Raw genomic sequence first — 13,309 nt, 5'->3', positions numbered from 1 at the left:
GCATCGCCGCCCGCCGGCCCCGCTCCCGGAGTTGCTTCGCCATGGACTATCGCCACCTCGGACGCACCGATCTCAAGGTCTCGGTGATCTGCCTGGGAACCATGACCTGGGGAGAGCAGAACACCGAGGCCGAAGGCCATGCCCAGATGGACTATGCCGTCGAGCAGGGCATCAACTTCTTCGACACGGCCGAGCTCTACTCCATCCCGCCGAAGCCGGAGACGCAAGGCTCGACCGAGCGGATCATCGGCAGCTGGTTCAAGGCGCGCGGCAACCGCGACAAGATCATCCTGGCGTCGAAGGTCTGCGGGCGCGGCGGCAACACCTGGTTCCGCGACGATGGCAGCCCGACGCGGCTGACGCGCAAGCAGATCCTGGAGGCAGTCGACAAGAGCCTGCAGCGGCTGCAGACCGACTATATCGATCTCTACCAGCTGCATTTCCCCGAGCGGCCGATGCCCTGGGGTTCGAATCCGACGCGCTTCTCGAAAGCCGCCTATGAGAAGCCCGCCGACGAGACCTCGATCGCCGAGCAGCTCGACGCCTTCGCCGAGATCGTGAAAGCCGGCAAGATCCGCCATCTCGGCCTCTCCAACGAGAGCGCCTGGGGCACGGTGCGCTTCGTCACCGACTCCGAAACGCGGGGCACGCCGCGGGTGCAGTCGATCCAGAACGCCTACAACCTGCTCAACCGCACCTTCGAGACGGCGCTCGCCGAGGTGGCGATTCGCGAGGATGTCGGGCTGCTCGCCTATTCGCCTCTCGCGCAGGGCTATCTCACCGGCAAGTATCTCGACGGCGCACGCCCGGCAGGCGCCCGCACGACGCTGTTCGATCGGGGCCAACGCTATGAGGGCGCGGGTGCCGAGGACGCGATCAGGCGCTATATCGCGCTCGCCCGCGAAGCCGGGCTCGATCCGGCCCAGATGGCGCTGGCCTTCGTCAACAGCCGCTCCTTCGTCACGTCCAACATCATCGGTGCGACCTCGATGGAGCAGCTGAAGACCGATATCGCCTCGATCGACGTCAAGCTGACGGCGGATGTCGAGGCCAAGATCGACGCGATCCATCAGCTCGTCGGCAATCCCTGCCCCTGAGCAAACGCTCGTCATTCTCGGGCGAAGCAATGCTTCGACCCGAGAATCTCGTCGAGAAATGAGCGCCCTTCCTTCCTGAGATGCTCGGATCAAGCCTGAGAATGACGGTGGATGTCGGGCATCGCGCGGCGGAAAACCGGTTCCCTTGAGCCGGCTTCCTGCTCTACCGTCTCGCCAGAGTCACAATCACTTGGCAGGAATCGCTCATGCCGAGGCTGTTCATCGCTCTGGAAATTCCCGCCGAAGTCGCGACCGAGCTGACGCTGCATCGTGGCGGATTGTCGGGCGCGCGTTGGATCGAGCCGGCCGATTACCACATCACCCTGCGCTTTCTCGGCGATGTCGACCGGCGCATGGCGAACGATGTCGACCACATGCTGTCCGACCTGCAAGCCTATCCCTTCGAGGTGACGCTCGATGCGCTCGGCAGCTTCGGCGGCGACAAGCCGCGCGCCGTCTTTGCGCACGCGCAGCCGAGTCGGGCGCTGGTCGAGCTTCAGGCCGATATCGAGCGGCAGATGCGCCGCCTCGGCCTGCCGGCGGAGGGCCGCAAATTCGTGCCGCATGTTACGCTGGCACGACTGCGCGACACCTCGCCGGTCGAGGTGGCGCATCATCTCGGCCTGCATCCGATCATCAGGCCGATCACGTTCACGGCGCGTCGCGTCGCGCTGATGTCGTCGCGCGATTCGACCGGCGGCGGGCCCTATGTGCTGGAAGCCGCCTATCCGCTCGGCCCATCCTATCCGAACCGCCTGTCGCGGGAGATGCGCCGATGACACGGCCGAAGCGGCTTTCCCCGGAGGCGCAGGCCGAGGCTCTGGCGACGCTGACCGGCTGGAAGCTGGCGCAGGGGCGGGAGGCGATCACCAAGCGCTTCGTCTTCCGCGATTTCAGCGAGGCCTTCGGCTGGATGACGCGGGTGGCGCTGCTGGCCGAGGCGATGAATCATCACCCGGAATGGTCGAACGTCTACCGGACTGTGGAGGTGACGCTCGCCACCCACGACGCCGGCGGACTGACGGAGCTCGACGTCAAGCTTGCCCGGGCGGTCGACGCTCTAGGGAACTGATTTTCGACATCCTCGGGAAACACGCCGTCATCCCGGATCTCCCTCCGGTCGTCCGGGATGACCCGCATATCTTCAGATGAGCAGGGCTATGTGCCCCAACCGCACGCCCTCAGTGCCGCCAGCATATGCGGCGGCGGCGGCGCCTCGACACGGATCGGTTCGCGCTTGCGGTAGAGCGGCACGGTGACGGCGCGGGCATGGAGCTGGAGGCCCGGCCCGCCTTCGCGCGGAGCGTCGCCGTAGATTTCGTCGCCCAGCATCGGCCAGCCGCTGGCCTCGCAATGAACGCGCAATTGATGCGTCCGGCCGGTCAGCGGTTCCATCGCGAGCCAGGCAAGCGGGCCGGTTTCGTCGCGGCCGCGTCCCAGCACCTGGTAGCGCGTCTGCGAGGGCAGGCCGGCGGGGTCGACCTTCATCCACCAGCCACGCTCTGGCGAGCGCTTGGCGAGGGGGAGGTCGATCAGCCCTTCGTCATCAGCCGGTTCGCCCCGTACGATCGCCCAATAGGTCTTGTCGATGCGTCCGTCGCGAAACATCTGGTTGAGCTCGGCCATCGCACGCGGATGACGGCCGAGGATGAGGCAGCCGGACGTGTCCTTGTCGAGCCGGTGCGCGGCTTCGGGCCGGCGCGGCAGGCCGAAGCGGAGCTGGTCGAGATGATCGGTCAGGACCGGAATGACGCGGCGTTTCGCCTGCGGGCCGCGATGCGAGGGGAGCCCGGCGGGCTTGTCGATGACCAGCATCATGGCGTCGCGATAGAGCACCGGCACGGGCAGTTCGGCCTCGATCTGCCCGGGGGATTGCGAATTTTCTGGTCGGTCCGGCGCTGCCATGGCATTGCGCTAGCGAAGCCGGCCCGGCGGCGCAACCCGAGACAGCCGCCGAACCGAAGACAGGATGGCGATGAGCGAGACCGAACCGAAGAAACGCGGCTTCTTTTCGAGGCTGTTCGGACGCGAGGACGAAACGGCGCAGCCGGCGCCGGCTGTCGAGCCGGTGAATGAACAGCTTGCAGAGTCGGTCGAAGAGCCCAAACCGGAAGCAGCGGAAGCGGCCACGTCGCCAACTGCCGAGACGGAAGCGCCCGTCGTCGAGGTCCCCGAGCCGGCACCCGATGCGGTTTTGCCGCCCGTTCCGGTCGACGGCGCCCTGCCTGTCGCAGAATCCGAACCAGAACTGGAAGCTATCGCCGCTCCGCTACCCGAGCTTGTGGTTGCTTCGGCGTCGCTTGCGGCGCCCGCGCCTCAGCCGAAGCGGAGCTGGTGGCGGCGGCTGACCGAGGGGCTGTCGCGGACCTCTTCGGCGCTAACGACGGGGATCACCGACCTCTTCACCAAGCGCAAGCTCGATGCCGGCACGCTCGAGGATCTCGAGGACATCCTGATCCAGGCCGATCTCGGGCTCGCCACCTCGGCGCGTATCGCCAAGGCGGTCGGCGATGGCCGCTACGACAAGCAGATCGAACCGAGCGAGGTGAAGGCGATCCTGGCGCGCGAGGTCGAGACGATCCTGACTCCGGTGGCGCTGCCGCTTGCGATCGACGCCACGAAAAAGCCGTTCGTGCTCCTGATGGTCGGGGTCAATGGCTCCGGCAAGACCACGACGATCGGCAAGCTCGCTGCGAAATTCCGCGCCGAGGGCAAATCCGTGATGCTCGCCGCCGGCGACACCTTCCGCGCTGCCGCGATCGAGCAATTGCGCGTCTGGGGCGAGCGCACCGGCGCCAAGGTCGTCTTCGGCCAGCAGGGCGCGGACGCCGCCGGCCTCGCCTTCGAGGCGCTTGAGAAGGCCAAGGCTGAGGGCACCGACGTGCTGCTGGTCGACACGGCCGGGCGGCTTCAGAACAAGCAGGGCCTGATGGACGAGCTCGCCAAGGTCGTTCGCGTCATCCGCAAGCAGGATCCGAGCGCGCCGCACGCGGCGTTGCTGGTGCTCGACGCCACCGTCGGCCAGAACGCGATCAGCCAGGTCGAGGCCTTCCGCGAGACGGCGGGCGTGACGGGGCTCGTGATGACCAAGCTCGACGGCACGGCGCGCGGCGGCATTCTCGTGGCGCTGGCTGCGCAGTTTGGCCTGCCCGTGCATTTCATCGGCGTCGGCGAGAGCGTCGACGATCTGGAACCGTTCTCGGCGCGCGATTTCGCCCGCGCCGTGGCGGGGTTGGGAGAAGCGGCGTGAGCGGCACCACACGACAAATCCCCGTCGGGGCGGCCAAGGGCAAGGCGATAAGCCCGCTGCTGAAGCTGGCGCTCGAGTTCGGGCCGCTGGCGATCTTCTTCTTCGCCAATTCCTATGGCGACAGGCTGCTCGGCGTCGCCGAGGACCGGCGCATCTTCGTCGCCACCGGCATCTTCATCGTCGCTTCGCTGGTGGCGCTGGCGCTGTCGCGAGTGCTGATGGGCTATCTGCCGCGCATGGCGATCGTGAACGCCATCGTCGTCAGCGTCTTCGGCGGGCTGACGCTGGCGCTGGACGATGCCTTCTTCATCAAGGTCAAGCCGACCATCGTCAACGCGCTGTTCGGCAGCGTGCTGCTCGGCGGGCTTCTGTTCGGCCGGTCGCTGCTGTCGCTGCTTCTGGAGACGGTGCTGCAGCTCGACGCGGAAGGCTGGCGCAAGCTCACCTTCCGCTGGGGGCTGTTCTTCTTCGTGCTGGCGGCGATCAACGAGGTGGTCTGGCGGACGCAGACCCAGGATTTCTGGGTCGCCTTCAAGGTCTGGGGTGTGATGCCGCTGACCATGGCCTTTGCGCTGGCGCAGACGCCGCTGATCCTGAAGCATGAGATCAAGCCGGCGAAGGCGGAAGAGTAAGGTCAAGCACCTCCACGTCGTGATCCCGGACGACCGAAGGAAGACCCGGAATCCATTCCGGAGCATGTCCGATAGAGGTTCAGGCATGGATTCCGGATCGGCGCCGCTGACGCGGGTTGTCCGGGATGACGCGGTGTTTTGGATGTCTCTTGCCATTTGGCAAGATTGTCTCCATTTTATGCCAAATGGAGAACGATGCCGTGACGGCCCTGCTGCGCATCGAGACCGCTCAACGCAATTTCGCCCCCGATCCCATCGGCGATGACGAGGCGGCGGCGATGTTCCGCGCGGCGGTCAATCTGTTCCGGCTCTGGCGCGTCACCGACGAGGAGGCGGCAGTGCTGATCGATCTGCCGGTCAGGACCTACCGGCGCTGGAAAGCCGGCGAGATCGGCCGCATCTCGCGCGACGGCAAGGCGCGGCTGTCGAATTTGATGGGCATCCACAAGGCGCTGAGGCTGATCTTCACCGAGCCGCAGCGTGGCTATGACTGGCTCAAGCGGCCGAACAGCGACTTCGGTGGCAGGACGGCGCTCGACATCATGCTTGGCGGCGAACTCACCGACCTGATGCGGGTGCGCCGCCTGCTCGACGCCGAGCGGGGCGCCTGGTGATCGATCCGGCGAGCCTGCCGGTCACAGAAATCAGATGGCGCGGGGCGGTCCGGATAATCCGCAGCATCTTCCCGCCGATCGACCTGTTCGAGGACATCGCCGACCCTGCCGACTGGCCGCTGCTGATCGCGGCCGAGCAGAAGACCAATCCGCGCCTGATGGAGACGATCGGCAATCTCGATCTCGTGCCGGCGAAGCGGCGCGTCTCGGGGCCGGGTGCGAGTTGGCTGATGGCGCCCTTCACCCATGTCAGCCCCGACCGGCCGAGCCGCTTCAGCGACGGCAGCTTCGGCGTGCTCTATGTCGGCGACCGCTTCGAGGTGGCGTTGCTGGAGACGATCCATCACCACGCCCGCTTCATGCTGGCGACGGCCCAGCCGCCCGGATGGACCTCGCAATTTCGCGAGATCGTGCTGGAGGTCGACGCCGACCTTCATGATGTGCGGGCGTTCGGGGCGGAAGCCGCCCCGGTGCTCGACCCCACGGACTATGCCGCGAGCCAAGCACTCGGCATAGGTTTGCGGGCACTCGGCTCCGCCGGCATCGCCTATCCCAGCGTGCGCTGCCCTGGTGGCGAATGCGCTGGACTGTTCTACCCGGATGGGGCCAGCCAGCCGGTGCAGGGGCGGCATCTCGACTATCACTGGAACGGCGAGCGGGTGGACCTCTACCGGGATCGCAGCGCCGGTGAGGTCTACCGCGTCGTCTGACGTCTATTTCGGCGCCAGGCGAATCGCGCCGTCCAAGCGGATCGACGTGCCGTTCAGCATGTCGTTCTCGATGATGCTGCGGGCGAGCGCGGCATATTCCGCCGGGCGCCCAAGGCGCGAGGGATGCGGCACCGAGACGGCGAGCGAGGCCTTGGCTTCGTCGGGCAGGCCGGCGAACATCGGCGTCTCGAACAGGCCTGGCATGATCGTGACGATGCGGATGCCGACACCAGCCAGATCGCGCGCGATCGGCAGCGTCATCCCGGCGACGCCGGCCTTGGACGCGGCATAGGCGGCCTGGCCGATCTGGCCGTCCTCGGCGGCGACCGAAGCCGTGCAGATGATGACGCCGCGGCCGCCATCGGCGGTGACCGGCTCGAGCCCGGCAAGCGCGACCGCCGATTTGGCGATGACGCGGAAGGTGCCGACGAGGTTGATCGCGACCGCCTTCTCGAAGGTGGCGAGGTCATGCGCGACGAGCTCGCCGGTCTCGCGCTTCTTCGAGACGACGCGACGGCCCGGTGCGATGCCGGCGCAGTTGACGACGATGCGGGCGATGCCATGGGCGGCGCGAGCCTTGGCCAGCGCCTCGTCGACCGAGGCCTCGTTGGTGACGTCGCAGGAACAGAAGACACCGCCGATATCCTGCGCGATCGCCTCGCCGCGCTCGGCGTTGAGGTCGAGCAGCGCGACCTTGACGCCCTGGCTCGCGAGCATCCGAGCCGTCGCCTCGCCGAGGCCGGAGGCGCCGCCGGTGACGATGGCGGCGAGGGAGGAATCGAGCTTCATGGTGCGTTTCCCGTGCGTCCTGGTTCTGGAGCCGGTTTAGAGGGCGTTTCGTGCCGCTCCAAGCGGGTTTTCCGGCAGGCCTCTTGTGCAGGATTGCGACGGGACCATCTTTCGACATGGCGCGTCGATTCCGGTGCGCGATCATTGGCGTCATAGGACGCGAAGGAGAGAGACAGGAATGAGCGAAGGGTTCAGCGCAAGCTTCAGCCGCGAGGAGATGGAGGCGATCCGCAAGAGCCTGCGCGACGAGGCGAAGTTCGGGACCGATTTCATGGCCCGGCTCAAGCGCGTCGCAAAGCGTATTCCGTTTGCCGAGGATTTGCTGACGGCCTGGTTCTGCGCGCGGGACCCGGCGACGCCGCGGCGCGTGCGGATGACGCTGCTCGCCGCGCTCGGCTATTTCGTGCTGCCGATCGACGCCATTCCCGACATCATGCCGCTTCTCGGCTTCACCGACGATGCGGCGGTGATCGCCGCCGCCATCGCGGCGGTGGCCGGTTCGATCAAGGTGGAGCATCGCGAGCGGGCGAGGAAGGCGCTGGCGGAGCTTTAGGCGTCGTCACAGCGTCAGCACGATCTTGCCCTTGGCCTTGCGGTCGCCGATCAGCGCATAGGCTTCCGTCCAGCGCTCCCGCGGGAAGGTCGCGTGGACATGGGCGCGGATATGGTCTCCTGCCGCCCATTCGAGCAGGCGTTCCATGTTGCGGCGGTGCGCTGCCGGTTCGCGCGCGACGAACTCTCCCCAGAAGACGCCGCGCAGATCGCAGCCCTTCAGCAGCAGCAGGTTGAGCGGGATCTTCGGAATCTCGCCGCCGGCGAAGCCGACGACGAGGTAGCGCCCCTCCCAGGCCATGGAGCGCAGCGCCGGTTCCGCGAGTTCGCCGCCCACGGTGTCGTAGAGCACGTCGACGCCGCGCCCCTCGGTGAGCTTCTTCAGCGCGGCGCGGATATCGGCCTGGCTATAGTCGACCTCCTCCTGCGCGCCGTGCTCGCGAGCCAATGCCAGCTTGTCGGGCGAGGAGGCGCAGGCGATGACATGGGCGCCGAGCAGCGCACCGATCTCGACCGCCGCCAAGCCGGCGCCGCCGGAGGCACCGAGGATCGCGAGCGTCTCGCCGGCCCTCAGATGGGCGCGCTGGATCAGCCCGTGCATCGCCGTGCCGTAGGTGACGAAAAGGCTTGCAGCCTGTGCGTCGTCGAGCCGCTCCGGTACGCGGATCAGCGCCTCGGCGGGAACCACGACCTTCTCACGCTGCGCCATAGCCGAGCCAGGCTGCGACGCGCTCGCCGAGCTGCCAGCCGGTGACGCCCTCGCCGATCGCCGCGATGGTGCCCGCGCATTCGGCCGATGGCGAGAAGGGGAAGGCGGGCCTGGTCTGATAGCGGCCCTTGATGATCAGCGTGTCGAAGAAATTGAGGGCGGCCGCCTTGACGGCAACGACGACCTCGCCGGGTCCGGGACACGGTTCCGGCAGATCGCGGATGACGAGATCTGCCGCCGGGCCGTGATGTTCGCAGAGCAAGGCCTTCATCGTCGATCCGCCATTCACCGCCGCGCTGCCGGACTGTGCCACGGCGTCGCATGGCGCGGAACCGGCCAGCGGCTGCGCCATTCGTATTTTCGCCAGGATCGTGACACTCTATGCCGCCGTCCCGCGCGATCCACTCGTGGTAAACGCGGTGTTAAGATTTTTAGTGACTGATGGCGGTCCATGATCAGCTCGTTCCTCCGTACCCGCGACGCCGCTCTTTTCCGCCTCGCCGCGCTCGGCCTGATGACCGGATTGCTCGGTCTGCCCGCGCTGTCGGCCCAGGCCGCTCCGGCCAAGCCGAAGCCGGCCGCCACGCCGGCTGCCGCCACCTCCGGGCAGGGGCAGGCGATGCTGCTGGAAACGGCCGGCAAATGGCAGGCCTTCTCGTCGCAGCAAGGCCGCTCCAAGGTCTGCTACGCCCTGTCCAAGGCCGAAACCCGCATACCTGCGAATCTCAAGGAGGTCGAAGGGTTGCTCTTCGTCTCCAGCCGGCCGGGCGAGGGCGTGCGCAACGAGATCAGCTTCGTGATGAACTTCGACCTCAAGGAAGGCGTCGAGCATCAGGCGCTCATCGGCACGGACCGCTTCGCGCTGGTCGCCAAGGGCCAGAACATGTGGCTGAAGAACCCGGCCGAGGAGACGCGCATGCTCGACTCGATGCGGCGCGGCGCCGGGCTGGAGATCAAGGGCACCTCGAAGCGCGGCAACCCGACCAGCGACAAATACTCGCTCGCCGGCATCAGCCAGATCGTGAAGCGGGCCGAAGACGCCTGCAAGTAAGGCGCATGGCGCCGCCGTGAGACCGGGGCGCGTCATGCTCCGGCCTGACCCGAGCATCTCATGCCGGAAAAAACTCGCGGCGCCTTCTCGTCCAGAGATTCTCGGGTCTGCACTTCGCTCCGCCAGAGAATGACGGCGGGGTTCCGGTTTTCCGGCAATTGTGCTAGGGAGCGGGAAATCCCGCGCCTTTCCGTATGGGCGACGACAGAGCTCCGATGACCGTGTCCGTTTCCGCACCTGCCGCTCCGGCGGCTGAAACCGTTTTGCGGCGCCCGTCGCTGGCCGGGCGCACCCGCGCAGGCCTCGCCGAGGCCCTGGCCGAGATCGGCGTTCCCGAGAAGGAGCGGCGCATGCGCGTCGGCCAGCTCTGGAACTGGATCTACCATTACGGCGTGCGCGAATTCGACGCGATGACGACGATCGGCAAGGGGCTGCGTGGCCAGCTCGCCGCGCATTTCTCGCTCGATCTGCCGGAGGTGACGGCCGAGCAGGTCTCGACCGACGGCACGCGCAAATGGCTGATGCGCATGCCCTCGACCGGGCCGCATGACCGCGGCGCCGAGATCGAATGCGTCTACATCCCCGAGGTCGACCGCGGCACACTCTGCGTTTCCAGCCAGGTCGGCTGCACGCTGACCTGCACCTTCTGCCACACCGGCACGCAGCGTCTCGTCCGCAACCTCAAGGCCGAGGAGATCGTGGCGCAGCTGATGGTGGCGCGCGAGCGTCTCGGCGATTTCCCCAACCGCAAGCCGCCGGAAGGCGCCTTCGTGCCGAACGATGGCGGGCGCCTGGTCACGAACATCGTCTTCATGGGCATGGGCGAGCCGCTCTATAATTTCGACGGCGTGCGCGATGCCATCGCCATCATGTCCGACGACCAGGGGCTCTCGATCGGGCGCCGGCGCATCACCGTCTCGACCTCGGGCGTGGTGCCGCAGATCGGCCCGCTCGGCGGCGAGATGGGCACGATGCTGGCGATCTCGCTGCATGCGGTGCGCGACGAGCTGCGCAACGAGCTGGTGCCGCTCAACAAGAAGTACCCGATCAAGGATCTGCTCGAGGCCTGCCGGAATTATCCGGGTCTCTCCAACGCGAAGCGGATCACCTTCGAATACGTCATGCTCAAGGGCGTGAACGATTCAGACGCCGAGGCGCGCGAGCTGGTCCGGCTGCTCAAGGGCATCCCGGCCAAGATCAACCTGATCCCGTTCAATCCCTGGCCCGGCACGAAATACGAGTGCTCGGATTGGGACCGGATCGAGCGCTTCTCCGATATCGTCTTCCGTGCCGGCTATGCCTCGCCGGTCCGCACCCCGCGCGGGCGCGACATCCTCGCCGCCTGCGGTCAGCTCAAGAGCGAGACGGAGAAGCTCTCCGCCCGCGCCCGGCTGATGCTGGATCAAGATCAGGCGGAAGCCGTGCCGGCCGTCGCGGCGGAGTGAGCCGCTTGCTGCGCTGGATTCTGCTGATCCCCTTCGCCTGTCTCGTCGCGATGGGGGCGGGCCTGTTCTTCCTGGCGATGGCGAGCGTCGCCTCGCCGGCCGTGGCTCTGCTGATCGGCGGCGGCATCGAGCGGCTATTGGACATCCTGTTCGGGTTGGCCGAGAGCGGCATCGATCCGGCGCCGGCCGCGCAGGCGGCCTTCGGGCTGATCGGACGGCTGGGGCTTGCGATCATCGTCGCGCCCGTCGTGCTGGTCGCGATCGGCTCGGAGCTGTTCCGTTTGCGCAGCGGGCTGCTCCAGGCCGGCTTCACCGGGCTGCTCGCGGCGCTGCTGCCGCTCGCCATGCTCAGGCTGTCGCGTACGCCGAGCCCGGCCGAGCTCCAGATCATCTCCGGGCTGTTCCTGGTCGGCGCGGCGACGGGCTTCGTCTACTGGCTGATCGCAGGGCGCGGAGCCGGCGGGGAGCGCACGGCGCAGCCCTGAGGTCCAAAGGCATCGCCCGAAGCTCGCGCGTCATTCTCGGGCGAAGCGAAGCGCAGACCCGAGAATCTCTCTCGGGACAAGGCTCATCAAAGCGCCTCTTTCGGCATGAGATGCTCGGGTCAAGCCCGAGCATGACGGCGTGTCATGACGCTCAATCGCCGATCGCGACGCCTTCGCGCCTGCCATCGGCGCCGCCGAGGAAGCCCTCGGGTGTCTTGACGATGGCCTGGGTGCCCGAAGTCATCTCCAGCAGCCTGACCTCGTGGCCTTTAGCTTCCAGCGCGGCCTTCCAGGCTTCGGCTTCCGTACCCTTCTCCAGCTCGGTCGGGCCGTTGCGACTGCCGAAGTTGCCGAAATCGACGGCTTGCTGCGGGTCCATCTTCCAGTCGAGCAGTGCGACGAGGGTCTTGGCGACATAGCCGATGATCTGGCTGCCGCCCGGCGAGCCGACGACGGCATAAAGCCGCCCGAAGGCATCGAAGACCAGCGTCGGCGCCATCGAGGAGCGCGGGCGCTTGCCGGGCTCGACGCGGTTGGCGAGGGGCTTGCCGTCTTCTTCCGGGGCGAAGTTGAAGTCTGTCAGCTCGTTGTTGAGCAGGAATCCGCCCTTGGTCATCAGGCGCGAGCCGAAGCCGTCCTCGATCGTCGTGGTCATCGCGACGGCATTGCCGTCGGTGTCCACCACCGAGATATGGCTGGTGCCGTTCTCGATGCCGTCGGAGGGGGCGAGAAGCTGCGCGCGCCTATGGGGTGGGTCGCCGGCCTTGGCGCGGCCCATGGAGCGCTCAGGCCCGATCAGGCCGGCGCGTGACCGGATATAGTCGCGGTCTATCAGGCCGCGCACGGGGACGCTGATGAAGGCGGGATCGGCGAGGTAGAGCGCCCGGTCGGCGAAGGCGAGGCGGCCGGCCTCGCTGAACCAGTGCGCCGCTTCGGCGCCCGGGCCGAGCCGGCGCAGATCCTGAGTCTCCAGCATCCCGAGCATCTGCTGGATGGCGACGGCGCCCGAACTCGGCGGGCCCATGCCGCAGAGCCGCCAGATGCGGTAGGCGCCGCAGACCGGCTCGCGTTCCTCGACCTTGTAGCCGGCGAGGTCGGCCAGCGTCACGTCGCCGGGATTGCTCGGGTGCCCGGTGACGGTCGCGACGATGTCTTCGGCGACGGCTCCTTCGTAGAAGGCTTTCGCGCCACTGGCCGCGATCGCGCGCAGCGTCGCCGCGAAGGCGGGGTTCTTCAGGATCGTGCCGACGGCTTTCGGCTTGCCGTCCGGCTCGTAGAAATAGGCAGCGGCGATCGGGTTCTTCGGCAGGTCCCGTTCACCGGCGAGCAGCCCGTTGAGACGCGGCGAAATGGCGAAGCCCTCCTCCGCCAGCTTCAGCGCGGGCGCGACGACATCGGGCCAGGGCAATTTGCCCCAGCGGCGATGCGCTTCCTCCAGCAGCTTCAGCGTGCCGGGGACGCCGACCGAGCGGCCCCCCACCACTGCCTCCCGGAACGGCATCGGCTTGCCGTCCAGCATGAAGCGCTCGGGCGTTGCCGCGGCGGGCGCCGTCTCGCGGCCGTCGAGCGTAGTGACCTTGCGGGCGGCCTCGCCCCAATGGACGAGGAAGGCGCCGCCCCCGATGCCGGAGCTCTGCGGCTCGACCAGATTGAGCACGAGCTGGATCGCGATGGCGGCGTCGGTCGCGCTGCCTCCGGCGCGCAGGATATCGCGGCCGGCTGTGGCGGCGAGCGGGTTGGCGGCTGCCGCCATGAAGCGCTGGGCCGTGCCGAGCGTCTTGGCGGCGCGCCCGGTCGAGGCTTCCGGGGCCGGTGCGAGGGTCTGGGCGGTTGCGATCTGGGCGGTCAGCAGGGCCACTGTCAGCGGCAGAAGGGCGGGCAGGCGCATGGCTCATCTCCGAGTACGGCGGCAGGATAGGCCATTCGCCGCGGCCTGACAGCTTGGTCCTGCGGGCCACGGCAGGTAGAGTTCCGA

14 protein-coding genes and 1 pseudogene are annotated in these 13,309 nt (G+C 67.5%); 11 read left to right on the top strand and 4 right to left on the bottom strand.

Annotated features, from left to right (window positions below):
• Nucleotides 1–41: 41 nt before the first annotated feature.
• The 3 genes from AC1DVA_RS19120 (at nucleotide 42) to AC1DVA_RS19110 (ending at nucleotide 2,169) form a co-directional block, all read left to right on the top strand.
• Nucleotides 42–1,097: an aldo/keto reductase gene (locus AC1DVA_RS19120; RefSeq protein WP_476806918.1), complete on the top strand. Its 1,056-nt coding sequence runs from the start codon at nucleotides 42–44 to the stop codon at nucleotides 1,095–1,097.
• A gap of 206 nt (nucleotides 1,098–1,303) precedes the next feature.
• Nucleotides 1,304–1,876, top strand: coding sequence for an RNA 2',3'-cyclic phosphodiesterase (gene thpR, locus AC1DVA_RS19115; protein ID WP_476806917.1), 573 nt, complete (start codon nucleotides 1,304–1,306; stop codon nucleotides 1,874–1,876).
• Nucleotides 1,873–2,169, top strand: a complete 297-nt coding sequence (locus tag AC1DVA_RS19110; protein WP_265050894.1) for a 4a-hydroxytetrahydrobiopterin dehydratase — start codon at nucleotides 1,873–1,875, stop codon at nucleotides 2,167–2,169. The genes thpR and AC1DVA_RS19110 overlap by 4 nt, the downstream gene beginning before the upstream one ends.
• Nucleotides 2,170–2,255: 86 nt before the next feature.
• On the opposite strand, the gene AC1DVA_RS19105 is transcribed toward AC1DVA_RS19110, so the two are convergent.
• Entirely contained in the window at nucleotides 2,256–2,915 is a 660-nt protein-coding gene (locus AC1DVA_RS19105) for an RluA family pseudouridine synthase (protein WP_476806931.1), read from the bottom strand.
• 157 nt (nucleotides 2,916–3,072) lie between these two features.
• On the opposite strand from AC1DVA_RS19105, the gene ftsY reads away from it, so the two are divergent.
• The 4 genes from ftsY (at nucleotide 3,073) to AC1DVA_RS19085 (ending at nucleotide 6,303) form a co-directional block, all read left to right on the top strand.
• A complete protein-coding gene (ftsY, locus tag AC1DVA_RS19100; protein ID WP_476806916.1) occupies nucleotides 3,073–4,347 on the top strand; it encodes a signal recognition particle-docking protein FtsY in 1,275 nt (424 codons plus the stop codon).
• A complete protein-coding gene (locus AC1DVA_RS19095; protein ID WP_476806915.1) occupies nucleotides 4,344–4,979 on the top strand; it encodes a septation protein A in 636 nt (211 codons plus the stop codon). Before ftsY ends, AC1DVA_RS19095 begins: the two co-directional genes overlap by 4 nt.
• A gap of 200 nt (nucleotides 4,980–5,179) precedes the next feature.
• Nucleotides 5,180–5,593, top strand: a complete 414-nt coding sequence (locus AC1DVA_RS19090) for an MbcA/ParS/Xre antitoxin family protein (protein ID WP_476806914.1) — start codon at nucleotides 5,180–5,182, stop codon at nucleotides 5,591–5,593.
• Complete coding sequence (locus AC1DVA_RS19085) at nucleotides 5,590–6,303, top strand: RES family NAD+ phosphorylase (protein WP_265050890.1); 714 nt, start codon at nucleotides 5,590–5,592, stop codon at nucleotides 6,301–6,303. The genes AC1DVA_RS19090 and AC1DVA_RS19085 overlap by 4 nt, the downstream gene beginning before the upstream one ends.
• 3 nt (nucleotides 6,304–6,306) lie before the next feature.
• On the opposite strand, the gene AC1DVA_RS19080 is transcribed toward AC1DVA_RS19085, so the two are convergent.
• A complete protein-coding gene (locus tag AC1DVA_RS19080) occupies nucleotides 6,307–7,092 on the bottom strand; it encodes an SDR family NAD(P)-dependent oxidoreductase (RefSeq protein WP_476806913.1) in 786 nt (261 codons plus the stop codon).
• 217 nt (nucleotides 7,093–7,309) lie between these two features.
• On the opposite strand from AC1DVA_RS19080, the gene AC1DVA_RS19075 reads away from it, so the two are divergent.
• On the top strand, nucleotides 7,310–7,645 hold the full coding sequence (locus AC1DVA_RS19075; protein ID WP_476806930.1) for a YkvA family protein: 336 nt from the start codon (nucleotides 7,310–7,312) through the stop codon (nucleotides 7,643–7,645).
• Nucleotides 7,646–7,651: 6 nt separating this feature from the next.
• Here AC1DVA_RS19075 and AC1DVA_RS19070 read toward each other — a convergent pair.
• Nucleotides 7,652–8,624 (bottom strand): annotated as a pseudogene (locus AC1DVA_RS19070) (NADPH:quinone oxidoreductase family protein).
• Nucleotides 8,625–8,804: 180 nt separating this feature from the next.
• On the opposite strand from AC1DVA_RS19070, the gene AC1DVA_RS19065 reads away from it, so the two are divergent.
• From AC1DVA_RS19065 to AC1DVA_RS19055, 3 genes are all read left to right on the top strand, one after another.
• Entirely contained in the window at nucleotides 8,805–9,404 is a 600-nt protein-coding gene (locus AC1DVA_RS19065) for an invasion associated locus B family protein (protein WP_476806912.1), read from the top strand.
• Between the two features lie 215 nt (nucleotides 9,405–9,619).
• Nucleotides 9,620–10,849 carry a dual-specificity RNA methyltransferase RlmN gene (rlmN, locus tag AC1DVA_RS19060; RefSeq protein ID WP_476806911.1) on the top strand — a complete coding sequence of 410 codons (1,230 nt, stop codon included), beginning with the start codon at nucleotides 9,620–9,622 and terminating at the stop codon, nucleotides 10,847–10,849.
• A 5-nt stretch (nucleotides 10,850–10,854) separates the two neighbouring features.
• Nucleotides 10,855–11,334 (top strand): hypothetical protein, encoded by a 480-nt coding sequence (locus AC1DVA_RS19055; RefSeq protein WP_476806910.1) that lies wholly within the window; start codon nucleotides 10,855–10,857, stop codon nucleotides 11,332–11,334.
• Between the two features lie 151 nt (nucleotides 11,335–11,485).
• Here the strand turns inward: AC1DVA_RS19055 and ggt are convergent, their stop codons facing one another.
• Nucleotides 11,486–13,222 (bottom strand): gamma-glutamyltransferase, encoded by a 1,737-nt coding sequence (gene ggt / locus AC1DVA_RS19050; protein WP_476806909.1) that lies wholly within the window; start codon nucleotides 13,220–13,222, stop codon nucleotides 11,486–11,488.
• Nucleotides 13,223–13,309 lie beyond the last annotated feature (87 nt).

It is taken from the genome of Allobosea sp. P4_C6 (assembly GCF_056402015.1).
This window is presented reverse-complemented; position numbering and strand designations above follow the sequence as displayed.

Coding starts and splice junctions, on each gene's coding strand:
- AC1DVA_RS19120 (WP_476806918.1), top strand. CDS start 42: ATGGACTATCGCCACCTCGGACGCACCGATCTCAAGGTCTCGGTGATC.
- thpR (WP_476806917.1), top strand. CDS start 1,304: ATGCCGAGGCTGTTCATCGCTCTGGAAATTCCCGCCGAAGTCGCGACC.
- AC1DVA_RS19110 (WP_265050894.1), top strand. CDS start 1,873: ATGACACGGCCGAAGCGGCTTTCCCCGGAGGCGCAGGCCGAGGCTCTG.
- AC1DVA_RS19105 (WP_476806931.1), bottom strand. CDS start 2,915: ATGATGCTGGTCATCGACAAGCCCGCCGGGCTCCCCTCGCATCGCGGC.
- ftsY (WP_476806916.1), top strand. CDS start 3,073: ATGAGCGAGACCGAACCGAAGAAACGCGGCTTCTTTTCGAGGCTGTTC.
- AC1DVA_RS19080 (WP_476806913.1), bottom strand. CDS start 7,092: ATGAAGCTCGATTCCTCCCTCGCCGCCATCGTCACCGGCGGCGCCTCC.
- AC1DVA_RS19075 (WP_476806930.1), top strand. CDS start 7,310: ATGGAGGCGATCCGCAAGAGCCTGCGCGACGAGGCGAAGTTCGGGACC.
- AC1DVA_RS19065 (WP_476806912.1), top strand. CDS start 8,805: ATGATCAGCTCGTTCCTCCGTACCCGCGACGCCGCTCTTTTCCGCCTC.
- rlmN (WP_476806911.1), top strand. CDS start 9,620: ATGACCGTGTCCGTTTCCGCACCTGCCGCTCCGGCGGCTGAAACCGTT.
- ggt (WP_476806909.1), bottom strand. CDS start 13,222: ATGCGCCTGCCCGCCCTTCTGCCGCTGACAGTGGCCCTGCTGACCGCC.